The following is a 21,501-nucleotide window of genomic DNA, read 5'->3' on the forward strand; positions in this document are numbered from 1 at the left end:
ACTTGAGATTATGCGAATGAAGCGCGGGCGGTTGCCGCTGACAGCACTCAGGAGTTTCGAAGCAGCCGGGCGGCACCTGAGTTTCAGCCGCGCGGCGGAAGAGCTTTTTGTCACCCAGGCCGCCATCAGCCGCCAGATACGCGAACTCGAAACATTCCTGCAGCAGCCGCTGTTCGTGCGCTACCATCGACGTGTCGAGCTTACGGACGCCGGACAGAAGCTGCTTGGGCAATTGATCAAGAGCTTCGACGACATCGACAAGCGACTGTCGGAGCTGGCTTCAAAGCCCGCGCAGTCCGTGGTCAGCGTCAGTGTCGAGCCGTCGCTCGCCGCCGCCTGGCTGGTGCCTCGGCTCAACCGGTTTCGCCTGTTGCGTCCGGACATCGACGTTTCGCTCGACGTGGACCCGCGCCTGATCGATTTCCGCAGCGACCAAGCAGAGCTTGCATTGCGCTTCAGCGCGCACAGCACGTCGTGGCCGCGCAGCGAGGCCGAACGCCTGGCACCGGTCATCGATTCGCCGGTCGTGTCGCCTGCCCTGCTTGCCTCGGGCCCTGCCCTGGCGTGCCCGGCAGATCTCCGGCGCTACACGCTCCTGCATGAGGAAAACCGCCAGGGCTGGGCGCGTTGGTTCGAAGCCGCCGGCGCTGTAGAAGATGCGGCTGCCGCGCGTGGCCCGTTGTTGGCTGACGCCGCACTGTCGAAACAGGCGGCGATGCTCGGTCACGGGGTTGCGCTTGGCGATCTCTTGCTGGTGCGCGAGGAACTGGCGACGGGAGCGCTGATCAAGCCGTTCGAAACCAACGTGGTCTGCGGCGCCTACTGGCTGGTTGCCAAAAGCCTGCGCAAGCTGTCGGAGCCTGCGGAAGCCTTTGCCGACTGGATCAGGGCAGAGTTCGAAGAATGCCGGCGCTATCTGGAGAAATGCTAGGCCGCGGCCTGCTTGCGCTCGATCTGGCCGATGGCATCTACCACGGCGTCGAAGGTCAGCATGGTCGAGGCATGGCGCGCCTTGTAGTCGCGCACCGGCTCCAGGTATTTGAGGTCGTCGAAGCGGCCCTCGGGCGGCGTGCCGCCCTCCTTGAGCATGCGCAGCATAGCCTCGCGCACGGCGCGAAGCTCGACGGCGCTGGCGCCAACGACGTGCTCGGCCATGATCGACGACGACGCCTGGCCCAGCGCACAGGCCTTCACTTCATGGGCGAAGTCGGTGACGACGCCGTTTTCCATCTTGAGATCAATGGTGACGGTCGAGCCACACAGCTTGGAATGCGCGGTGGCCGACGCATCAGGATGATCGAGGCGTCCAAGCCGGCCGATATTTCCGGCAAAGCCAAGGATTTTCGTGTTGTAGATGTCGTCAATCAACTTTTTTCACTCTGAGTGCGTGTTATGAGCAACTCTTGTCGCTGTCGCATCTTTCAATCGTCGTCTCCACCTATATATAATGGTGGCGCTCGCTTCCCGGCAAGGCAACAGGACTGACATCGGGAGGAAGGGCGAAAATGAGCAGCTTTAGGTACGGCACTCAATCGGTGGTCCCTGAAGTGGCTGTGTCCGTTCAACTCGTCCCTGCTCAGACAGGGACTACTGGAGACGCCTGATATGGATGCCGTTGCCAAGAAGCTGATGCCGCAATCAGCCTATATGGAGAAGCCTGCAACCGACCGGCCGACAGAGGCCGAGGTCGAGGCTGCAGTGAGTGTTCTTTTGCGTTGGACTGGCGACAATCCGGCGCGCGAAGGCCTTATCGACACGCCCAAGCGCGTGACCAAGGCTTTCCGTGAGATGTTCAACGGCTATGACATGTGCCCGGCCGAAGAACTCGGCCGCACTTTCGAGGAAGTGGCCGGATATGACGACCTCGTCATCGTCCGCGATATTAAATTCCATTCGCATTGCGAGCACCACATGGTGCCGATCATCGGCAAGGCCCATGTCGGCTATTTGCCGGACGGCAAGGTCGTCGGCCTGTCCAAGATCGCCCGCGTGGTCGACATCTTCGCCCACCGGCTGCAGACCCAGGAAGCGATGACGGCGCAGATTGCCGGTGTCATCCAGGACGTGCTAAATCCGCGCGGCGTCGCCGTGATGATCGAGGCCGAGCACATGTGCATGGCCATGCGCGGCATCCGCAAGCAAGGGTCGTCGACCCTGACCTCGACCTTCACCGGCGTTTTCCGGGACACCCCCGAAGAACAGGTCCGATTTGTCACCATGATACGAGCCGGCGGGCTCTAATCCCCCTCGCCGGTTCCCGAAACCCAGGATCCGGCGATGTCTGCTCTGAAATTCTCCGAAGCTACCAGCGACAAGCGCGCGCTCGAAGAAGGCGAGGTGTTCACGCCGCGTTTCGACGCGAACGGCTTGGTCACCGCCGTCGTCACCGATGCCACCGACGGCATGCTGCTGATGGTCGCGCATATGAATGCCGAGGCGTTGGCGCTTTCGATCGAGACCGGCATAGCGCACTACTGGTCGCGGTCCCGCGGCTCGCTCTGGAAGAAGGGCGAGACCTCGGGCAATTTCCAGCACATCGAGGAGATGCGGACCGACTGCGATCAGGACGCGGTCTGGCTGCGCGTAAAAGTTTCCGGCCACGACGCAACCTGTCACACCGGCAGGCGTTCCTGTTTCTATCGGACGGTGGGGCAAAAAGACGGCTTCGCGACGCTTAGCGCGGACGGCAGCGCCCCGCTGTTCGATGCAGACGAGACCTACCGCAAGAAATCGTGAACCGGCTTCCCGTCCTGCAACACAAAGATTCACGATTTTAATACGTGTCCAGTGTACTCTGTACGCGGGACAAGGGAGATCGTGATGCTCGAATGGGCGTCGTTCCATGCGCGTCAGAACGTCCGGGAAGCAAACGGCTTTTCCTCGGGCACGGGCGCCGACGATCCGAAGCTAGCCAAAGAAACCGGAATCTCCCTCGCGCTCGGCGGCGGTGCCGCGCGTGGCTGGGCACATATCGGCGTCCTGCGTGCACTTGACGAGGCAGGCATCCGCATCAACATGATCGCCGGCACCTCGATCGGCGCACTGGTCGGCGGCTGCTATCTCGCCGGCAAACTCGACCAGCTCGAGGAGTTCGCCCGAAGCCTGACCAAGCGCCGCATCTTCGGCCTGTTCGACCTGCAGATCGTCGGCAATGGCCTGTTCGGCGGCATGAAGCTGGACTCGCGCATGCAGCAGCACATGGCGGGCGTCACCTTCGAGGACCTGCCGAAGCCATTCGTCTGCGTTGCCGCCGAAATCCGCACCGGCCACGAGATCTGGCTGTCGAGCGGTTCGCTGATCAAGGCGATGCGCGCGTCCTATGCCCTGCCCGGTGTTTTCGAGCCGGTGACCTGCAATGGCCGCGTCCTGGTAGACGGAGCGCTGGTCAATCCGGTGCCGGTCTCGGTCTGCCGTGCCAACGAGCAGCCGCTCGTCGTTGCCGTCAATCTGCACTATGACCTGTTCGGCCGCGCGGCCGTCATCAAGCACAGCGCCGGCGAATTGATGGTCGAGCGCGACGCCAAGCCGGCCGACCAGTACGACGCCAACCGCAGCGCGCGTGAATCGCGGCTGGGCATCAGCGGGGTAATGGTCGAGGCCTTCAACATCATCCAGGACCGCATCTCGCGGGCACGGCTTGCCGGCGACCCGCCCGACCTGTCGCTGCAGCCCAAGCTCGGCCACATCGGCCTGTCGGAGTTCCATCGCGCCGACGAAGCGATCCGGCTCGGCTACGAGGCCACCAAGGCACAGATGGACGAGATCGTCAGGCTGCAGGCCGTCCTGGGCTAAGGCCCGGCAAGCGACGCGTCGATGACGCGCAGTTGGACCGTGCGGTTGCCATTCCAGTGATTGACCGACAGCGACCCGGCGACATGGACCGTGCGCCCGCTGTTCCTCAGCAGGAACTCGCCGAGCGGCGCTTCGGCGGACCGGAACGAGATGCCCTGGATGCGGCCGCCACTTTCAGACCTGAGGTCGATGCGCACGTGGCCTGTGCCGATCACCCTGACATCGGCCAGCTTGTGCCTCGGCAGGACGAAGGTTGGGGCTACGTGGCCCTGTCCGAACGGACCCGCCTTCTCCAATGACTCGACGAGTGCCAGCGTCGCACCTTCGGCGGCGAGCGCGCCGTCGACAAGCAGGCTTTCCTCGTCCTGCAGGCGGAACACGTCTGCGGCCGCGCGTGCCTCGAAGAAGGCGCGCACCTCACCGAGCTTGGCGCGCTCGACGGTGATGCCGGCCGCCATGGCATGACCGCCACCCTTGACCAGCAGCCCAGCCTCGACGGCCTCCCGAACCAGACGACCGAGATCGAAGCCCGAGACGGACCGCCCTGAGCCGGTGCCGACACCATTGCCGTTGAAGGCGATGGCGAAAGCCGGGCGACGGGCATGGTCCTTGAGCCGCGACGCCAGCAACCCGACAATGCCGGGATGCCAGGTGCTGTTGGCCGTCACCAGCACCGCTGGTCCAGGCCCGGCACCGATCTCCGCATCGGCCTCGGCGCGCGCCTCGGCCAGCATTACCGTCTCCATCGCCTGCCGCTCCTGGTTCAGGCGATCGAGCGTTTCGGCGATCGTGCCTGCCTCGACCGGATCGTCGGTCGCCAGCAGCTTGCTGCCGAGCGCCGCGTCGCCGATGCGCCCACCGGCATTGATGCGCGGACCGAGCAGGAACGACAGGTGGAAGGTGTTGAGCGGCTCGCCGATGCGGGCGACGCGGGCGAGCGCGGTGAGACCGGGATTGTTCTGCTGGCGCATCGCCTGCAGGCCCTTGACGACGAACGCCCTGTTGACGCCGGTCAGCGGCACCACGTCGGCCACGGTCGCGAGAGCCACGAGGTCGAGCAGCTTGAGAAGATCGGGCCGCGGCGCGTCAGGCAGCCGTTCGCGCAGCACCTTGGCGGTCTGCACCAGCGTCAGGAAGGTGACGCCGGCGGCGCAGAGATGGCCCTGGCCGGAAAGATCGTCGTCGCGGTTCGGATTGACCACGGCAACCGCGTTCGGCAACGCACCGCCGACCTGATGGTGGTCGAGCACGACGACATCGGCACCGGCCTCGTTGGCCGCGTCGATCGATGCCGCGCTGTTGGTGCCGCAGTCCACCGTGACGATCAGGCCAGCGCCACGGCCGATCAACTCGCGCATCGCATCAGGGTTGGGGCCGTAGCCTTCAAAGATCCTGTCGGGAATGTAGATTTCGGCCTCGACGCCGAAGTGGCCGAGAAAACGTTTCATCAGCGCCGACGAGCAGGCGCCATCGACATCATAGTCGCCGAAGATGGCGACGCGCTCGCCCCGCAGCACCGCATCGGCAATGCGGCCGGCGGCCTTGTTCATGTCGGTTAGCGTCGCCGGATCCGGCAACAGGTCGCGGATGGTGGGGTCGAGGAAGCGTTCCGCATCCTCCGGCAGCACACCGCGCCCGGCCAGCACGCGAGCGACGATGTCGGGCACACCATGGCCCTGTGCGATGGCAAGCGCCAGCATATCCTGGCGTTCGGTCAGCCGGTGCTCCCATGAAACACCGGTGGCCGAACGCCGTACGCCGAGGAAATTGCGCTTTTCAGTCGCCATTCAGAGGAGGTCCACCCGCTTCGGATCGACCATAGGCGACCGCGACAAGCGCGTAATCAGAATTTTTCCAGATCCTGATGGCGCGCCTTGATTTCACGAACAGTCTTGGACGAGGAGCGCAGCACGATGGTGTGCGTGGTGATCGAATCGCGTCCGAACTTCACGCCGGCAAGCAGGTTGCCGTCGGTGACGCCGGTTGCCGCAAACAGCACGTCGCCGCGCGCCATTTCCTCGATCCGGTAGACCTTTTTGGGGTCTTCAATGCCCATGGTGGCGGCACGGGCGATCTTCTCCGGGCTGTCGAGCAGCAGTCTGCCCTGCATCTGGCCACCAGTGCAGCGCAATGCTGCGGCTGCCAGCACGCCCTCGGGCGCGCCGCCGGTGCCGAGATAGATGTCGATGCCGGTTTCTTCCGGGTCGGTGGTGTGGATGACGCCGGCAACGTCGCCGTCGCCGATCAGGCGAATGGCGGCACCGGTGGCGCGCACGGCATCGATCAGCTTGGCATGGCGCGGACGGTCGAGGATGCAAGCGGTGATCTCTCCGACCGGCACGCCCTTGGCCTTGGCGACGCTGGCAATGTTTTCTGCCGGCGACGCATCGATGTCGATGACGCCATCGGGGTAGCCCGGGCCGACCGCGATCTTGTCCATATAGACGTCGGGCGCAAACAGCAGGCTGCCCTTTTCAGCAATGGCGATGACCGCCAGCGCGTTGGGCAGGTTCTTGGCGCAGATGGTGGTGCCTTCGAGAGGGTCGAGCGCGATGTCGACCTCGGGGCCACCAGCGCCGACTTCCTCGCCGATATAGAGCATCGGCGCTTCGTCGCGCTCGCCCTCGCCGATGACGACGGTGCCATCGATGGCGAGGCGGTTCAATTCCTGTCGCATGGCGTCGACGGCCACCTGGTCGGCAGCCTTCTCGTCGCCGCGTCCGCGCAGCCGGGCGGCAGCGACAGCCGCGCGTTCGGTGACGCGCACGAGTTCCATGGTGAGTATCCGGTCGAGGCCGGCAACAACGCTTTTCGCCATATCAGGGTCCTGGAGTCGATGAATTCGGAGCGCCCGAACCGGGCCGGCTCTTATTGTCAAACCCTTGTGACAACGGCAAGACCTGTAGCCCGCTTTATCGAAAGCGAAACAATATCAATCGATTGAAAGGGAGTTGAGGCTTGACTGCCCCGGCGAAGGCGCATTTCCGCCCTCGCCCGCGTCGCTAGCCTCAGCCGGCGCGCTCGATGCGGATGACCTGCGGCTTGTCTGTCAGGTGACCGTCCTTGGTCACGCCGTCGACGGCCTTGCGCACGGCCGCTTCGGTGGTCTCGTGGGTCACCAGGATGACGGTTTTCTCCGATACGCCATCGGAACCGTTGGCGTGCTGGACGATCGATTCCAGCGAGATGTCGTTGTCGGCCATGCGCTTGGCGATCGCCGCGAAGACGCCTGTGCGGTCGTGCACGGTCAGGCGGATGAAATAACCGCCGGCGTGGCTGCGCATCTGCGCCTTCTTGTAGGGACGCAGTTCCTTGGCCGGCCGGCCGAAGACCGGGCCGTGCTGGAAGCCGGGGCGGCTCTTGGCAATGTCGGCGATGTCGCCAACGACCGCTGAAGCCGTGGCATTGCCGCCGGCGCCGGGGCCGGAAAGCAGCAGTTCGCCCAGAATATCGGTCTCGATGGCAACCGCATTGGTCACGCCATGCACCTGGGCGATGACCGAAGCCGTCGGCACCATGGTCGGGTGCACGCGCTGCTCGATGCCGCTTTCGGTGCGCTGGGCAACGCCAAGCAGCTTGATGCGGTAGCCGAGTTCGCCTGCGGCGCGAATGTCTGCCTGGGTGATGTTCGAGATGCCCTCGAGATAGATGTCGTCGGAGGCAATCCGGGTGCCGAAAGCCAGGCTGGTCAGGATTGCCAGCTTGTGCGCCGTGTCGTTGCCCTCGATGTCGAAGGTCGGGTCGGCTTCGGCATAGCCCAGACGCTGCGCGTCCTTGAGGCACGCCTCGAAGGTCAGCCCTTCCGCTTCCATGCGGGTCAGGATGTAGTTGCAGGTGCCGTTCAGGATGCCGAACACGCGGTTGACGCTGTTGCCGGCCATCGCCTCGCGCATCGTCTTGATGACCGGGATGCCGCCGGCTACCGCCGCCTCGTAGTTGAGCAGAACGCCCTTCTTTTCGGCGACCTCGGCGAGCGCCACGCCATGCTTGGCGAGCAGCGCCTTGTTGGCCGTCACGACGTGACGGCCAGCGGCGAGCGCGGCAGACACGCAGGAACGCGCCGCACCTTCGTCGCCGCCGATCAGTTCGACAAAGACGTCGATGTCGGCCTTTTCGGCCAGTTCGATCGGATCGTCGAACCACTTGGCGCCACTCAGGTCGACGCCACGATCGCGCGAACGGTCACGCGCGGAGACAGCGGTGACGACGATTTCGCGGCCGCACTGGCGGGTGAGCTCGGCCGCCTTGTCGCGCAGCACGCGCGCCACCGAAGCACCGACCGTGCCGAGACCGGCAATTCCAACACGCAATGCTTCAGCCATGGTCGACGGCGCCTCTTACTTCAGTCGTTCTGGGAATGTTGTTCGTGGCGCCGCTCAGCGATGGGCTGCGAGCGGAACCACGTTGTTTGGATGCTTGGCGGTGGTTTGCAGGAAGCGCTTGATGCTTCGTGCCGCCTGGCGGATGCGGTGTTCGTTTTCGACCAGCGCAAGACGGACATAATCGTCGCCGTGCTCGCCGAAACCGACGCCCGGAGCCACGGCCACGTCGGCGTGCTCGATGAGCAGCTTGGAGAACTCTAGCGAACCGAGATGCTTGAACGGCTCGGGGATCGGCGCCCAGGCAAACATCGTCGCTGCCGGCGCCGGGATTTCCCAGCCGGCGCGCGCGAAAGAATCGACCATGACGTCGCGGCGCTTGTGGTAGACCTCACGCACCTCGGCAATGTCGGTGCCGTCGCCATTAAGGGCCGCGGTCGCCGCCACCTGGATGGGCGTGAACGCACCATAATCGAGATAGGACTTCACGCGCGTCAGCGCCGCGATCAAGCGCTCGTTGCCGACGGCAAAGCCCATGCGCCAGCCCGGCATCGAGAAGGTCTTCGACATCGAGGTGAATTCGACCGTGACGTCGATCGCGCCCGGCACCTCAAGCACTGAAGGCGGCGGATTGCCGTCGAAATAGATCTCGGAATAGGCGAGGTCCGACAGGATGATGATGTCGTTCTTCTTGGCGAAGGCGACCACGTCCTTGTAGAAATCGAGCGTCGCGACCTGTGCCGTCGGGTTCGAAGGATAATTGAGGATCAGCGCCAGCGGCTTGGGGATCGAGTGGCGCACGCCGCGCTCTAGCGCCGGGATAAAGCCGTCATCGGGCTTCGCCTGCAGTGAACGAATGACGCCGCCCGACATGATGAAGCCGAAGGCGTGGATCGGATAGGTCGGATCCGGGCACAGGACCACGTCGCCGGGGGCCGTGATCGCCTGCGCCATGTTGGCGAAGCCTTCCTTCGAGCCGAGCGTCGCCACGACCTGCGTGTCGGGGTTCAGCTTCACGCCGAAACGGCGGGCGTAATAATTGGCCTGGGCACGGCGCAGGCCGGGAATGCCGCGCGACGAAGAGTAGCGATGGGTGCGCGGGTCGCGGACCACTTCGCACAGCTTGTCGACGATCGCGGTCGGCGTCGGCAGGTCGGGATTGCCCATGCCAAGGTCGATGATGTCGGCGCCGCGCGATCGGGCGCTGGCCTTCAGCCGGTTGACCTGCTCGAAGACATAAGGCGGAAGGCGGCGGACCTTGTGAAATTCTTCCATGTCAGTTCCAGGTAAACGGGGGCTCGGCGATGCGTGCGCGATATACACTCAATTGCAGGCGGGGTCGATAGTCTCGCACTTGCCTTCGATGGCCTTCAGCGTGTCGTCGCCGTGCTTTCGGGCAAGCGTGGTCATCGCCGCCGAATTGCCGCTGCCGGCACCGGCCTTGGCACCTTGCCGCCGCTGCGCGGCGTGAAGTTGGGCGAGTTTTGCCGCCTTCTGCTCCTCGGTGAACTGGGGTGCCGCGGCCGTCGGCCGGATGTTGAGATTAGGATAAGTGCCGGTGTCCTGCGCACCGCGACCACCTGCAAGGGCGGGACCAGTGTCGGCGCTCGTCGTGCTGGTGCAGCCGCTGGCGACCACGGGCAAGGCCAGCAATCCCGCCGATACGACCAGGCGGGCGCAGAAAAAAATATGCCGACCAACACGATGTGTCATAAAGTTTCCCCGACAGGCGCGGTAGAGCGCGTTGGACCCGGTAAGACGTCGCATGATAGTATGTCAACAAAAGGCCCTTTGGGAGGACCTCGAAAGACCATGGCGAAGGTAGACGATTCGGACAAGCCGAGTGGCGATTCCCCCTCCTCCGTCGAGCAATACCTCGTCAAAGATCCCGAGCGCTTCGCGCTCAACATGGCCCGCATGATCGAACAGGCCGGCAAGGCCGCGTCCGCCTGGGCCGAGCCGCGCGAGAAGGGCGAACTGCGCGACACCGTCGCCGAGCCAATGACCGACATGGTCAAGACCTTCTCCAAGCTCACCGAATACTGGCTGTCGGACCCGCAACGCGCGCTCGAGGCGCAGACCAGGCTGTTCTCCGGCTATCTCGATGTCTGGAGCAAGTCGGTCCAGCGCATGGGCGGCGACGAGGTCGAGGACGCGGTCAAGCCGGAGCGCACCGACAAGCGCTTCCTCGACCCCGAATGGGGCCGCAATGCCTTCTTCGACTTCCTCAAGCAAGCCTATCTGGTCACCACCCGCTGGGCAGGCGACCTTGTCGACCACGCCGACGGCCTCGACGAGCACACCCGCCACAAGGCCGGCTTCTATGTGAAGCAGGTCGCCAACGCGATTTCGCCGTCCAATTTCATCCTCACCAATCCGGAACTGTTCCGCGAGACGGTCGCCAGCAACGGCGAAAACCTGGTGCGCGGCATGAAGATGTTCGCCGAGGACATCGTGGCCGGCAAGGGCGACCTCAAGCTCAGGCAGGCCGACTATTCCGGCTTCGAGATCGGCAAGAACATCGCCACCACACCGGGCAAGGTGGTCGGCCGCAGCGACGTCGCCGAAATCATCCAGTATGCGCCGACAACCGACAAGGTGCTGAAGCGTCCGCTGCTGATCTGCCCGCCCTGGATCAACAAATTCTACATCCTCGATCTCAACCCGCAGAAATCCTTCATCCGCTGGGCCGTCGAGCAGGGCCACACCGTCTTCGTCATCTCCTGGATCAATCCCGACCAGCGCCACGGCCTGAAGGACTGGGAGGCCTATATCCGCGAGGGGCTGCAATACGGCCTCGACACGGTCGAGCAGGCGACCGGCGAGCGCGAGGTCAACGCCATCGGCTATTGCGTCGGCGGCACGCTGCTGGCCGCGGCCCTGGCGCTTCTGGCGCAGGAGGGCGACCACCGCATCCGCTCGGTCACCTTCTTCACGACGCAGGTCGATTTCACCTACGCCGGCGACCTCAAGGTCTTCGTCGACGAAGACCAGATCGCCGCTCTCGAACGCGCGATGAAGGACAAGGGTTTTCTCGACGGCACCAAGATGGCGACCGCCTTCAACATGCTGCGTTCCGGCGACCTTATCTGGCCCTACGTCGTCAACAACTACATGCGCGGCAAGGACCCGCTGCCGTTCGACCTGCTCTACTGGAACGCGGATTCGACGCGCATGGCGGCAGCCAACCACTCCTTCTACCTGCGCAACTGCTATCTCGAGAACAACCTGTCGCAGGGCCGGATGGAGCTTGCCGGCCGAACCATCTCGCTCGCCGACATCACCATTCCCGTCTACAATCTGGCGGCCCGCGAGGATCACATCGCCCCTGCCCGCTCGGTCTTCCTCGGTTGCCAGTATTTCGGCGGCGATGTCGACTATGTCGTCGGCGGCTCGGGTCACATCGCCGGCGTGGTCAATCCCCCGGCCGCCGGCAAGTATCAATTCTGGTCGAGCGGCAAGCCAACGGGCGACTTCGACACATGGCTCAAGGGCGCCACCGAGACGCCCGGCTCGTGGTGGCCGCACTGGCACCGCTGGATCGAGGCCAAGGACGACAGGCGCGTCGACCCCCGCAAGCCCGGGATAAGCGGCCCGGTGCTGGAAGACGCGCCCGGCAGCTATGTGAAGGTCCGCGTGTAACCTGCTGTAATGCGTGGTGAGTTGACGCCCTTAGCAAAGGGGGCGAGAACATGGCGCCTATCATGATCTCGCCTTAATTGGCGCATAGCCCGACACTGGGGAGATCATTGCAAGTGATCGGGTGCCGTTTCTTGTTCAGAAACGTGGTTGCGTAAACGTACGATTTTCATCGCCAAACGTGATCTTTGGCCTGCAGTGCATGAGAGGGGACCAGCTTGAGGTCAGGACGACTGCGATTCGCAGACCGGCGATGCGGCGTTGCGCTGACCGTCCTGGTTTCGCTGCTGGCCGTATCCTGCTCCTCGACGGGCGAGCCCAATCTCGAGCTCGCAAACCCCGCACTCACCGCTGATGCAACCGGCCAGGCTGCCGGGACCGACGCGGCCGCGACGCCTGGTACGGCGCCCGCCACCGCCAATCTGGCCATGAACGCCGAGGGCAACGCCGCCCTGCCCGACCAGGTCGGTTATGTTCCCCTTGCCAAGCCAGGCGGAGAAACGCCGGCCGAAGCTGCCCTTGCCAGCGAAGAAGCTGCGCAGGCGCCCGTCGCGGCAGCGGCGGCCGCCCAGCAACCGGCGACCGAGCAACAGCCGGTTCAAGCTGCCGAAGCCCATGCCGCCAAGCCGCCGGCGCAACAAGACACCGGCTTCTATCTGACCAACGGCCCTGCCCCCCAGCAGGCCGAGCAGCCCAAGAAGAAGGGCTTCCTTGCCTCCCTCTTTGGCTCTTCGCCGGCGAAGGCCGCGCCGGCCGAGCAAAAGGCAAAGCCGTTGATCGCGACGGCCGCCACCGCTCCGTCGCCGGAACCCGTGGAAGCCAAGGCCAAGCCGATCATCACGCTTGCCTTGGCAAAGTCGGATGCCAAGCCGGTCGAACTGGCCTCGCTCGGTGGCGGCGGCGATTCGAACTGGGCGCTGCCCGGCGTGCGCCAGACCGACCTATTCGAGATCAAGCGCAAGTCGGGCATCGACGACGACAGCGACGTCGACCTGCACGAGGACGAGGACCCCGGCCTGGAAGTGGCATCCGCCGCCGGCATGGCGCGTCTTGCTCCCAACGGATTGCTCAAGCAGACCGAGAGCGTCGACGTCGCCTGTCTGAAGCCGTCGCTTGTGCGCATCCTCAAGGCGGCCGAGCAGCACTACGGCAAGAAGATGATTGTGACGTCTGGCTACCGCAACGCCGAGCGCAATCGCCGCGCACGCGGCGCCAAGAACTCGCAGCACATGTATTGCGCTGCCGCCGACATCCAGATCCCAGGCGTCGGCAAGTGGGAACTGGCCACTTTCCTGCGGGCGATGCCCGGTCGCGGCGGCGTCGGCACCTACTGCCACACCAATTCCGTGCACATCGATGTCGGACCGGAACGCGAATGGAACTGGCGCTGCGGCCGCCGCCGTGGATAAGCCAAAAAAATTTCGCGACGCAGCAAAAAGACGGGTTGCCTGTCGCGAACAAGCCAACTATACACCGCCTCACCTGAGCGCGCCCATCGTCTAGCGGTTAGGACACCGCCCTTTCACGGCGGTAACAGGGGTTCGATTCCCCTTGGGCGTACCAGGTTTTCCAACCACTTAGCAGGATGTGAGCCAAGCCGTCAGGCAAGGATCAAACAAGAATTTGTTGGAATCGACGGCCGCCAGCCCTTGACCGTTCGTCTTGCGGTTTCAATGTGAAATTGGCTCGCTTGCGGTGCCACGACCGCCAGCCAGAGGTAGACTGCCGAGACAGCGGCAAGCTCGCAATCACGACCAAGCCTCAACGAAAGTGCGGCAGCCTCACCGGCCGGCGACAGTGAGCGTGCGCCGCATGCGGTTCAGGCGTTGTTGAGCGACAGTGCTTGGACTTCGTCCAATGAACTGGCGATGATGCCGGCAATGGCCTTGCCGGTATCGGTCAGCGCGTTCACGTCGCGCGAAGAGAGAGACAGCGCCACCGACATCCTCGGGCCGGAGAGCGGCACGAAGCCCAATTTTCCGCTTTCGACTTCCTCGTAGACATCAATCAATGTCAGTATGCTTATTCCAAGCCCTTCCTGAACTATTGCCTTCAATAGAGCTATGGAATTGGAAACGGCAATTTTGTGGATCGGAGATCTCAATCTCTGAATGAGCAGGTCGGCCATAGGCCCAATGGTCAGGCTGTCATCCGTCGACAGAAAATATTCGTTCAATATGTCTTCGATATCAACGTGTTTTCGCTGCATCAATTTGTGCGACGGGTGAGCGACTATTCCAAGCCTTAGATGGGCAGTCTTGACGATATTCAAGCCGATATCCTGAGGCGTATTGAATGCGATCGCCAAGTCTATCGAGCCTGATTTGACCTTATCGAGTATGATGTTGGTACCATCGACATACGCCCGCAGGCTGACGCCGGGATGCTGCGCCTGAAGCGCACGAAACGCCTTGGGCAGGAACCCTGTCGACAGGCACTCCATGATACCGATGCTCACGCTGCTGCCGTGCGAGGGACGCAGGCCTTCCACTTCGGCGCCGGCCGCGGTGATCTCCTGCTGCGATTTCCGAACCTGCCCCACCAGGATGCGGCCAGCCTCCGTCGGTCGCATACCCCGCGGCAAGCGCTCGAAAAGCGGCTGCCCATACTCCAGTTCCAGATTAAGTATCTGGCGATTGACAGCAGAGGGTGTCGCATTCATCTGCTCCGCCGCCTTACGGATCGACCCAAATCGAGCGACCATTTCCAGCGCCTTCGCGCCTTGCGTAATCAAGGGCATTCCCGACACCTGTAAAGTGACTGTACTACTTTTTGATACACTACTGACGCAAATATTCGCTGGTCAATGAGGGGTTTGAAAAACTAGCCTTCACCTCGATTTCGGGGGGAATTCGATGAACTATAAGCATAACTTTTCTCGTCGCCGGTTTTTGGCCCTTTCGGCCGCTGCTTCTTCATCTCTCATCATGCCGCGCTGGATCGGCCAGGCTCGCGCGGCACCTCTCGCAGCCATCAATGAAGAGGATGCCGTCATCGCCTTTGGCTTGACAGGCCCGGTCTCGGACGAAGGCTGGAACACCAAGCAGAATGAAGGGGCCAAGGCGATCCAGGCTGCCTTCCCGAAGGCCAAGACGCTGGTGGTCGAAAGCATTCCGTTCTCCGCCGACGCAAGCCGCACATTCCGGCAGTTCGTGCAGGAAGGCGCCCAGATGGTGTTTTCGACATCGAACTATGGCGACTTCTTCGCATCGGTGGTCGAGCGCTCGCCGGAAGTTGCCTTCCTGGAAGCCGACGGCCGCCGGGTGGCCGACAATCTCGGCTGGTACTACGCTGCCCATTGGCATCCGACTTATGTCATCGGCGTGGCAGCCGGCCTGCTCAGCAAGTCCGGCAAACTCGGCTTCATCGCTTCCTTCCCGGTGCCGATGGCGATCTCATCGAGCAATGCGTTCCTGATGGGAGCACGCTCGGTCAATCCGGCGGCCACCCTGCAGGTCATCAGCATCAACTCCTGGTTCGATCCGCAAGGCGCCAACCAGGCTGCAAGCGCGCTGATCGACAATGGCTGCGACTTCCTCTTTGGCGTCATGAACGAGGCCTCCTATCTGCAGGTCGCCGAACAGCGGGGCGTGCGGGCTGCGATGTGGAGCTCCGACATGCGGCGCTACGGCAAGAATGCCTATGTCAGCTCGATCATCCCTGACTGGACGGCGTTCTATGTCGATCAGGTGAGAAAGCGGCTGGAAGGCACCTGGTCGGGTGGTGGCCAGACCCTGCTTCCCCTGGGCGGCGGCATCGACCGCGATAGCTGGGGTGAGTCGGTTCCTGCCGACGTCGCGGCCAAGGCCGACGCAGTGCGCGAGAAGATCATCGGCGGCTGGAGCCCGTTTACAGGCGAGATCAAGGACACGACCGGGGCAGTGCGTGTGAAGGCGGGCGAAACGCTCGACGAATTCGCGCTCTACAACTGGGACTGGTCGGTCGAGGGCGTTTCCGGGCTCGGCACGTAAGTGCTGATCGCCTAGATCGATGGACGCTGCAATGCCTGATCCGAGACTTCGCCTTGTCGGCGGCGACACTGCGCCGCCGCTCGTATCACTACGCGGAATCGCCAAATATTTTCCTGGCGTCGTCGCCAATGCGGATGTCGACCTCGACATCCGTGCCGGTGAGATCCACGCGCTTCTCGGAGAGAATGGTGCCGGCAAATCGACCCTGATGAACATCCTCACCGGGATCTATCAAGCCGATGCCGGCGAGATCGCCATCAATTCAAAGCCGGTTCGCTTCGGCTCCCCTCTCGATGCGATCGCAGCAGGCATCGGCATGGTTCATCAGCACTTCAAGCTGGTCCAGGCCTTCACCGTGGCCGAAAACATCCATCTCGGATGGGGGCAGACGCCAAGGCTGGCGTCGGCCAGCCAGTTGGAAGCGAGAACGGCTGCGATCGCCGACAAATTCAATCTCGCCGTCAAGCCCAACGCCCGCATCCACACCTTGTCGGCAGGCGAGCAGCAGCGCGTCGAGATCCTGCGCGTGCTGGCGCGAGACGCGCGCGTCCTGATCCTCGACGAACCGACCGCCGTGCTGACTCCAGCCGAGGCACGGGAACTGTTCAAGGCCCTCGACGCCTTTCGCAAATCCGGCAACGCCGTCATCTTCATCAGCCACAAGCTTCATGAAGTCCTGGAGATTTCCGACCGGGTGACGGTTCTTCGCGGCGGCCGCAAGGTCGGGACGCATGACACCAAGGACTGCAACCATCGCATGCTCGCCGGGCTGATGGTCGGGCGCGAAATCGTCCTCGGCAACTACCGCGACCGATCGACTGAGCCTCGGCAGCATGCCCGCCCTGCCGTTTTGGAACTCAAGAATGTCTGCGCCGACGACCAGCGCGGCCTGCCGGCGCTGCGGAATGTCGACCTCTCCATTCGGGCCGGCGAAATACTGGGAATTGCAGGCGTTGCAGGCAATGGCCAGCGCGAACTGAGCCAGGTCATCACCGGCATCCGGCCGCTTGTTTCCGGCGAGATCCTGATCGGCGGAAAGGCCGAAAGCCGTCAGGATGCGGCGGCCTTCGCGGCGTTTGGCATCGGCCACATCCCGGAGGACCGCCTGCGCAGCGGCATGGCGCCTTCGCTTTCGATCGACGACAATGTGGTGATCCGGGAATACAAGACCGACGCGGTGTCGCGCGGTCCGTTCTTCGACCCGCGGGCCGCCAACCGACTGGCCCGGAAGATCGCTGCAGACGCCGAGGTGGCGATTCCCGATTTTGGCATGCCGGTGCGAAACCTCTCCGGTGGCAACCAGCAGCGCCTCGTCGCCCGGCGCGAGATCCGCATAGCGCGGAAAGTCCTGGTCGCAGCCTACCCCAGCCGTGGCCTGGATATCGGCGCGATCAACACGATGCTTCGCTATTTCGTCGACCTTCGAAACCAGGGCGTCGCCGTCGTCCTGATATCGGAAGACCTCGAAGAATTGCTCAGTCTCTCGGACCGTATCGCGGTTCTCTACGAAGGCCGGATCATGTCTGTTTTTGATGCCGAAAGTGCCGATATGGAAACCATCGGTCTCCTGATGGGCGGGCAGACGGCGGCTGCGCCCGCAATCAACGGCAAGAGGTCGTGATGGCCTGGCGTCTGCAGCGCTTCCCCTCGCCCAAGCCTTCCGTTGCTCTTGCGGTTCGCGTCGCGGCGATCGTGCTTGCCCTCATCGTCGGCGGCCTCGTTGTCGCCGTCTCCGGGCTCAATCCGTTCGCCCTTGGCGGCCAGGTCATCAAGTCGACGTTTGGCTCGAGCTTCGGACTGGAGGATCTTGGCCTTCTGGCGACGCCACTCATCCTGACCGGCCTTGCGGTCATGATCATGCGACGCATCGGGCTATGGAACATCGGCGCCGAAGGCCAGTTCTATGCAGGTGCGCTGGCAGCCGCGGCGATCGGCCTGTTTGTCGACGGCCCGGCCTGGCTGATGCTGCCGGCGATGTTCCTGGCGGGCGTCGCCGGCGGCATGGCATGGATCGCCATCCCGACCCTCGCCCGCGCCTTTGTCGGCGTCAACGAACTCATCACCACGCTGTTGCTGAATTTCGTGGCCACCCTGCTCGTCTACTATTTCGCGACCGGACCGTGGCGCGACAAGGGTGCCGGAACGCTCGGCTCCACGCCGCGCATTCGCTACGAGATGCCGGAACTCTGGGGCATGGTTCATTGGGGCTTTGCAATCGCGGTGGCTCTGACGGTGCTTGTGGCAGCAGTGCTGTCCTTCACCCGATGGGGCTACGAGGTGCGGATCAGCGGCGCCAATCCCGAGAACGCGATCTATGCCGGCATACCCGTGCGGCGGCGCATCATAGCGGTGATGCTGCTTTCGGGTGCAGTCGCGGGCATTGCCGGGATGCTGGAAGTGGCCGGAACCGTGCATCGCCTGCAAGGCGGCATCTCCAACAATTTCGGCTATCTCGGCATCATCGTTGCGGTGCTTGCACGCACCTCGTGTCTTGGCGTCCTTGCCGCCGCGGCACTGATGGCCTTCATCCTCAACGCCGGCATCATCCTGCAGACGCAGGGACTTACCACCAGCGCAATCGTGGCGTTGACCGGCCTCGTATTGATGTTCACCGCCATCGGCGACGAGTTTGCGCATTACCGCCTCGTCCGCACCGATCGAGCCACCGCATAGGATGCCGACATGGATATCATAACGGGGTTGCTGACAACGGCGGTGCTTGCCGGAGGCGTCCTGGCACTGGCAGCACTTGGCGAGGTCATCTGCCAGCGCGTCGGAGTGGTCAACCTGGGCGTCGAGGGCTTGATGGCGCTCGGTGCGGTAACGGCGATCGCGGTCACCATCAGCGTCCCGAACCCGTCGGTCGGTTTTGCCGCAGCACTTGCGGTCGGGCTCTGCTTCGGGATGATCTTTGCCGTGGCGACCGTGCTCTTCCGCGCCAATCAGGTGCTGTGCGGACTGGCGCTTACCCTGATGGGGACGGGACTTGCCGCCACCGCAGGCAGGGCGTTTTCCGGCATGCCGGCCAAGGCGACCTTCCAGCCGGTGGTCGTGTCCTATCTGAGCGAAATTCCAATTCTGGGACCGGCCTTCTTCTCCCAGAATATACTCGTCTACCTGATCTTCATCATCCTGCCCGTCGCCATCCACTACCTGATGTTCAAGACGCGTCATGGCCTCAACATGCGTGCGGTTGGAGAAAACCCCGCAGCAGCTGACGCGGCCGGCATACCGGTCCTGGCGATGCGCTTCTGGTACGTGTCGCTGGGCGCGGCACTGGCGGCGGGGGCCGGTGCCTATCTCACGCTGGCTTTTGTACCGTCATGGTCGGACGGCATTGTCGCTGGCCGCGGCTGGATCGCCGTCGCCCTGGTCATCTTTGCCCGCTACAGGCCGCTGAATGTCGTGATGGCGGCGCTTCTGTTCGGGCTGATCACGGCACTTGGCTATGTGGGGCAGGCACGCAACTGGCCGGTCGCCCCCGCCCTGCTCGGCATGCTGCCCTATCTCGGGACGCTGTGCTTCATCATCGTTCCCGTCATTGTGCTGCAGCGCATGAGGCAATTGTCGGCGGCGCCGGCGGCACTGGGCCTGCCCTATTTCCGCGATGTGCGCTGAAATCTGAAACTCTGAACTCTGAAAACCGGATCGCGAAACGGATCGCGTAGGAGGATACGCATGACTATCGATATCGCCATCATCAACGGCACCGTGATGCCCATGGGCGGCGCCAAGCCGATCGAGCGCGGAGCGATCACCATCGCCGGCGGCAAGATCCTGGCTGTTGGCCCGCAGGAGACCATCGACATCAGGGGGGCTGCGAAGGTCATCGATGCCTCGAACTGCGTGGTCATGCCCGGCTTCTGCGACAGCCACACGCATATTGCCTCGAACCTGCTGCTGCGCGGGCTTCTGGAGGACGTCAGGCTGTTCGAATGGCTGTCCACCATGTGGCAGCTCAAGCGCAATTTCGATCCCGAGACGCTGTACTGGGCAAGCCTGAACGGCCTCGTCGAAATGGTGAAGTCGGGCGTCACGTCCTTCAACGAGCATTTCGATGCCTATGCCGTGGAGCCGCAGATCGAGGCGCTCAAGAAGATTCCGCTTCGCGCCACCCTTGGCTATGGATTTGCCGATCGCGGCGTCTATGCATCGATCACCGACTGGTCATGGAAGACACTGCACAGCTTCGGCGATCTCGTCGCCAAGCACCACAAGTCGCAAAACGGATTGCTGCATGTCGGGCTGTCGCCGCATGCCACCTATTCCTGCGGGCCAGAAATGTTCCGCCTGTCGCGCGAGGTCGCCGACGCGCACAACGTGCCGATCCACATCCACCTCGCCGAAGCGCCCCAGGAGACCGTCTATGTCGCCGAAACCTACGGCACATCGGCGGTCCGCTGGCTTCATTCGCTTGAATTCCTGAAGTCTGACGTGACAGCCGCCCACTGCACGCAGCTCGATGAAGACGACGTGAAGATCTTGGCGGCGACCAATACAAAGATCGCCCATTGCCCCTGCTGCAACGCCAAGGTGGTCTCCGGCACACTGCCGCTCAAATGCGTGCGCGAGCATGGCGTCACGGTCGGCCTGGCCACCGACGGGCCAGCCAGCCACAACACGCTCGACATGTTCCAGGAAATGAAGTTCGCCGGCCTCATCCACAAGGACAAGACAGCCGACCCGGAATTCCTGAAAACGACAGAAATCCTGGAAATGGCAACTTCCGAGGGTGCCAAGGCAATGAATCGGCCCGAAACCGGCAAGCTTGCGCCCGGAATGGCCGCCGATGTCATCGTCGTCGACCTCGACAAGGCGCACACGCAGCCGGTCTATGACACTGCTGCGGCACTGGTCTATTCGAGCCGTGCCGACGACGTGCTGCACACCATAGTCGGCGGCCGGCTGCTGATGGAAAACCGCATTGTCGCCGGCATCGACGAGGCTGAAATCAGAGCCAGTTTCCGCAGCAAGGCACACGCACTCCGCAAGCGCAGCCTGGGGTAATCGGTGCAGCAGGCGGAGCCTGGAGTACCAGGCTTCGTCGGTCCGCTGACTGTCCGAAGATATTCAAAAGGATGCCACTCGATGCTCTTGCGTCGAGCGGCAATGGCGCGTTCGGTGAAAGAAGGCTCAGCGGGCGCGTCAGTATCTGTGCTTGATCGTACTCGTGACCACGGGGTCCAGGTTTCGGTCACCGTTGCCGGACAGCGCCACCAGCACACCAAGACCGATGGCAATAGGCGCAAAGAGCAGCGCCACATTTGCCAGGCACTTCAGTGGAGCCCACCGGTCGGAGGTGATTTTCCGTTCGTCATCCATCGGGCAATCCTGAGTCGGCTGTTTCACTCCCGTCGGTAGTTGCGCCATTTGGCGCGATTAAGCCCCATCCACCGGGTCTTCCGGACATGGTTAAGGATGCGCTAAGCGCCCTCGGGCGCCGCTCCCGTTCGCGACAGACGACGAGATGAACAGCCTCGACCTTGCCGTTGTCCTTTCACGGCTAGGCGCTTGGTGCGCTTGCGCCTACAGTCTCAACCACCTCCGTGAGGCTCCGGCATCTGACCGGAGCAATGTCCGCAAGTGGAAGCGCGAATCGATGCCTGCCATGAAAGCCACTGTCGTTCTTCTTGCCTGCCTGGCCGTTTCCTCATGCGGCATGGCGAAAGCCGCAAGGCAAACCGGTCAGACGTTCGACAAATACGGCTGCCTGGCGCGGGATTTCAAAGGCCAACCCTCGTGCGACGCGGCTGACAGCGCAACACCCAAGCCGTGACGAC

20 protein-coding genes and 1 tRNA gene are annotated in these 21,501 nt (G+C 63.2%); 13 read left to right on the top strand and 8 right to left on the bottom strand.

Translation table 11 applies throughout. From position 1 onward, the window contains the following. Window positions 1-16: 16 nt before the first annotated feature. Window positions 17-931: a LysR substrate-binding domain-containing protein gene (locus tag O1Y97_RS17060; protein WP_318761778.1), complete on the top strand. Its 915-nt coding sequence runs from the start codon at window positions 17-19 to the stop codon at window positions 929-931. Here O1Y97_RS17060 and O1Y97_RS17065 read toward each other — a convergent pair. Then, the gene (locus O1Y97_RS17065) at window positions 928-1,368 is read right to left on the bottom strand and encodes an iron-sulfur cluster assembly scaffold protein (protein ID WP_108608263.1); all 441 of its coding nucleotides are present in this window, start codon (window positions 1,366-1,368) and stop codon (window positions 928-930) included. The two genes, O1Y97_RS17060 and O1Y97_RS17065, sit on opposite strands and share 4 nt — an antisense overlap. A gap of 237 nt (window positions 1,369-1,605) precedes the next feature. Here O1Y97_RS17065 and folE point away from each other — a divergent pair, with 237 nt between their 5' ends. The 3 genes from folE to O1Y97_RS17080 all read left to right on the top strand — a co-directional run bounded on the left by folE (window position 1,606) and on the right by O1Y97_RS17080 (window position 3,792). Then, window positions 1,606-2,241: a GTP cyclohydrolase I FolE gene (gene folE / locus O1Y97_RS17070; RefSeq protein WP_055970896.1), complete on the top strand. Its 636-nt coding sequence runs from the start codon at window positions 1,606-1,608 to the stop codon at window positions 2,239-2,241. A gap of 36 nt (window positions 2,242-2,277) precedes the next feature. Beyond that, a complete protein-coding gene (gene hisI, locus O1Y97_RS17075) occupies window positions 2,278-2,736 on the top strand; it encodes a phosphoribosyl-AMP cyclohydrolase (RefSeq protein WP_108608264.1) in 459 nt (152 codons plus the stop codon). 84 nt (window positions 2,737-2,820) lie between these two features. After that, window positions 2,821-3,792, top strand: coding sequence for a patatin family protein (locus O1Y97_RS17080; RefSeq protein ID WP_108608265.1), 972 nt, complete (start codon window positions 2,821-2,823; stop codon window positions 3,790-3,792). On the opposite strand, the gene recJ is transcribed toward O1Y97_RS17080, so the two are convergent. The 5 genes from recJ to O1Y97_RS17105 form a co-directional block, all read right to left on the bottom strand. Beyond that, window positions 3,789-5,579: a single-stranded-DNA-specific exonuclease RecJ gene (recJ, locus tag O1Y97_RS17085; RefSeq protein WP_318761779.1), complete on the bottom strand. Its 1,791-nt coding sequence runs from the start codon at window positions 5,577-5,579 to the stop codon at window positions 3,789-3,791. The genes O1Y97_RS17080 and recJ overlap by 4 nt on opposite strands. 56 nt (window positions 5,580-5,635) lie before the next feature. Then, on the bottom strand, window positions 5,636-6,610 hold the full coding sequence (gene glpX, locus O1Y97_RS17090) for a class II fructose-bisphosphatase (protein WP_108608267.1): 975 nt from the start codon (window positions 6,608-6,610) through the stop codon (window positions 5,636-5,638). Window positions 6,611-6,800: 190 nt separating this feature from the next. Further along, window positions 6,801-8,114, bottom strand: coding sequence for a homoserine dehydrogenase (locus O1Y97_RS17095; RefSeq protein WP_108608268.1), 1,314 nt, complete (start codon window positions 8,112-8,114; stop codon window positions 6,801-6,803). A 54-nt stretch (window positions 8,115-8,168) separates the two neighbouring features. After that, window positions 8,169-9,386, bottom strand: coding sequence for an LL-diaminopimelate aminotransferase (locus O1Y97_RS17100; protein ID WP_108608269.1), 1,218 nt, complete (start codon window positions 9,384-9,386; stop codon window positions 8,169-8,171). 48 nt (window positions 9,387-9,434) lie between these two features. Further along, window positions 9,435-9,824, bottom strand: a complete 390-nt coding sequence (locus tag O1Y97_RS17105) for a hypothetical protein (protein ID WP_108608270.1) — start codon at window positions 9,822-9,824, stop codon at window positions 9,435-9,437. A 99-nt stretch (window positions 9,825-9,923) separates the two neighbouring features. On the opposite strand from O1Y97_RS17105, the gene O1Y97_RS17110 reads away from it, so the two are divergent. The 3 genes from O1Y97_RS17110 to O1Y97_RS17120 all read left to right on the top strand — a co-directional run bounded on the left by O1Y97_RS17110 (window position 9,924) and on the right by O1Y97_RS17120 (window position 13,313). Further along, window positions 9,924-11,753: a PHA/PHB synthase family protein gene (locus O1Y97_RS17110; protein WP_318761780.1), complete on the top strand. Its 1,830-nt coding sequence runs from the start codon at window positions 9,924-9,926 to the stop codon at window positions 11,751-11,753. A 215-nt stretch (window positions 11,754-11,968) separates the two neighbouring features. Beyond that, complete coding sequence (locus tag O1Y97_RS17115; protein WP_318761781.1) at window positions 11,969-13,159, top strand: YcbK family protein; 1,191 nt, start codon at window positions 11,969-11,971, stop codon at window positions 13,157-13,159. Window positions 13,160-13,238: 79 nt separating this feature from the next. Then, window positions 13,239-13,313, top strand: a tRNA-Glu gene (locus O1Y97_RS17120). Window positions 13,314-13,569: 256 nt separating this feature from the next. On the opposite strand, the gene O1Y97_RS17125 is transcribed toward O1Y97_RS17120, so the two are convergent. Continuing rightward, a complete protein-coding gene (locus O1Y97_RS17125; RefSeq protein WP_318761782.1) occupies window positions 13,570-14,490 on the bottom strand; it encodes a LysR family transcriptional regulator in 921 nt (306 codons plus the stop codon). A 115-nt stretch (window positions 14,491-14,605) separates the two neighbouring features. Between O1Y97_RS17125 and O1Y97_RS17130 the strand changes: the two genes are divergently transcribed. Genes O1Y97_RS17130 through O1Y97_RS17150 form a run of 5 tightly spaced genes read left to right on the top strand, consistent with a single transcriptional unit; the run spans window position 14,606 to window position 20,728 of the window. Beyond that, window positions 14,606-15,721 carry a BMP family ABC transporter substrate-binding protein gene (locus O1Y97_RS17130; protein ID WP_318761783.1) on the top strand — a complete coding sequence of 372 codons (1,116 nt, stop codon included), beginning with the start codon at window positions 14,606-14,608 and terminating at the stop codon, window positions 15,719-15,721. A 31-nt stretch (window positions 15,722-15,752) separates the two neighbouring features. Continuing rightward, the gene (locus O1Y97_RS17135) at window positions 15,753-17,342 is read left to right on the top strand and encodes an ABC transporter ATP-binding protein (RefSeq protein ID WP_318761784.1); all 1,590 of its coding nucleotides are present in this window, start codon (window positions 15,753-15,755) and stop codon (window positions 17,340-17,342) included. After that, window positions 17,342-18,394: an ABC transporter permease gene (locus tag O1Y97_RS17140; RefSeq protein ID WP_318761785.1), complete on the top strand. Its 1,053-nt coding sequence runs from the start codon at window positions 17,342-17,344 to the stop codon at window positions 18,392-18,394. The genes O1Y97_RS17135 and O1Y97_RS17140 overlap by 1 nt, the downstream gene beginning before the upstream one ends. Window positions 18,395-18,403: 9 nt before the next feature. Further along, window positions 18,404-19,339 (top strand): ABC transporter permease, encoded by a 936-nt coding sequence (locus O1Y97_RS17145; RefSeq protein WP_318761786.1) that lies wholly within the window; start codon window positions 18,404-18,406, stop codon window positions 19,337-19,339. A gap of 60 nt (window positions 19,340-19,399) precedes the next feature. Next, a complete protein-coding gene (locus O1Y97_RS17150) occupies window positions 19,400-20,728 on the top strand; it encodes an amidohydrolase family protein (RefSeq protein WP_318761787.1) in 1,329 nt (442 codons plus the stop codon). Window positions 20,729-20,866: 138 nt separating this feature from the next. On the opposite strand, the gene O1Y97_RS17155 is transcribed toward O1Y97_RS17150, so the two are convergent. Next, the gene (locus O1Y97_RS17155; RefSeq protein ID WP_318761788.1) at window positions 20,867-21,043 is read right to left on the bottom strand and encodes a hypothetical protein; all 177 of its coding nucleotides are present in this window, start codon (window positions 21,041-21,043) and stop codon (window positions 20,867-20,869) included. A 286-nt stretch (window positions 21,044-21,329) separates the two neighbouring features. Here O1Y97_RS17155 and O1Y97_RS17160 point away from each other — a divergent pair, with 286 nt between their 5' ends. Then, window positions 21,330-21,497, top strand: coding sequence for a hypothetical protein (locus O1Y97_RS17160; RefSeq protein ID WP_318761789.1), 168 nt, complete (start codon window positions 21,330-21,332; stop codon window positions 21,495-21,497). Window positions 21,498-21,501: the final 4 nt, after the last annotated feature.

The organism is Aminobacter niigataensis, assembly GCF_946995915.1.
In the GTDB taxonomy this organism is placed as follows: Bacteria; Pseudomonadota; Alphaproteobacteria; order Rhizobiales; family Rhizobiaceae; genus Aminobacter; species Aminobacter niigataensis.

Bases quoted from the DNA above. Each gene is read 5' to 3' on its own strand.
- O1Y97_RS17060 (WP_318761778.1), top strand. From the start codon at position 17: ATGAAGCGCGGGCGGTTGCCGCTGACAGCACTCAGGAGTTTCGAAGCA.
- folE (WP_055970896.1), top strand. From the start codon at position 1,606: ATGGATGCCGTTGCCAAGAAGCTGATGCCGCAATCAGCCTATATGGAG.
- hisI (WP_108608264.1), top strand. From the start codon at position 2,278: ATGTCTGCTCTGAAATTCTCCGAAGCTACCAGCGACAAGCGCGCGCTC.
- O1Y97_RS17080 (WP_108608265.1), top strand. From the start codon at position 2,821: ATGCTCGAATGGGCGTCGTTCCATGCGCGTCAGAACGTCCGGGAAGCA.
- recJ (WP_318761779.1), bottom strand. From the start codon at position 5,579: ATGGCGACTGAAAAGCGCAATTTCCTCGGCGTACGGCGTTCGGCCACC.
- glpX (WP_108608267.1), bottom strand. From the start codon at position 6,610: ATGGCGAAAAGCGTTGTTGCCGGCCTCGACCGGATACTCACCATGGAA.
- O1Y97_RS17095 (WP_108608268.1), bottom strand. From the start codon at position 8,114: ATGGCTGAAGCATTGCGTGTTGGAATTGCCGGTCTCGGCACGGTCGGT.
- O1Y97_RS17100 (WP_108608269.1), bottom strand. From the start codon at position 9,386: ATGGAAGAATTTCACAAGGTCCGCCGCCTTCCGCCTTATGTCTTCGAG.
- O1Y97_RS17105 (WP_108608270.1), bottom strand. From the start codon at position 9,824: ATGACACATCGTGTTGGTCGGCATATTTTTTTCTGCGCCCGCCTGGTC.
- O1Y97_RS17110 (WP_318761780.1), top strand. From the start codon at position 9,924: ATGGCGAAGGTAGACGATTCGGACAAGCCGAGTGGCGATTCCCCCTCC.
- O1Y97_RS17125 (WP_318761782.1), bottom strand. From the start codon at position 14,490: ATGCCCTTGATTACGCAAGGCGCGAAGGCGCTGGAAATGGTCGCTCGA.
- O1Y97_RS17130 (WP_318761783.1), top strand. From the start codon at position 14,606: ATGAACTATAAGCATAACTTTTCTCGTCGCCGGTTTTTGGCCCTTTCG.
- O1Y97_RS17135 (WP_318761784.1), top strand. From the start codon at position 15,753: ATGCCTGATCCGAGACTTCGCCTTGTCGGCGGCGACACTGCGCCGCCG.
- O1Y97_RS17140 (WP_318761785.1), top strand. From the start codon at position 17,342: ATGGCCTGGCGTCTGCAGCGCTTCCCCTCGCCCAAGCCTTCCGTTGCT.
- O1Y97_RS17145 (WP_318761786.1), top strand. From the start codon at position 18,404: ATGGATATCATAACGGGGTTGCTGACAACGGCGGTGCTTGCCGGAGGC.
- O1Y97_RS17150 (WP_318761787.1), top strand. From the start codon at position 19,400: ATGACTATCGATATCGCCATCATCAACGGCACCGTGATGCCCATGGGC.
- O1Y97_RS17155 (WP_318761788.1), bottom strand. From the start codon at position 21,043: ATGGATGACGAACGGAAAATCACCTCCGACCGGTGGGCTCCACTGAAG.
- O1Y97_RS17160 (WP_318761789.1), top strand. From the start codon at position 21,330: ATGAAAGCCACTGTCGTTCTTCTTGCCTGCCTGGCCGTTTCCTCATGC.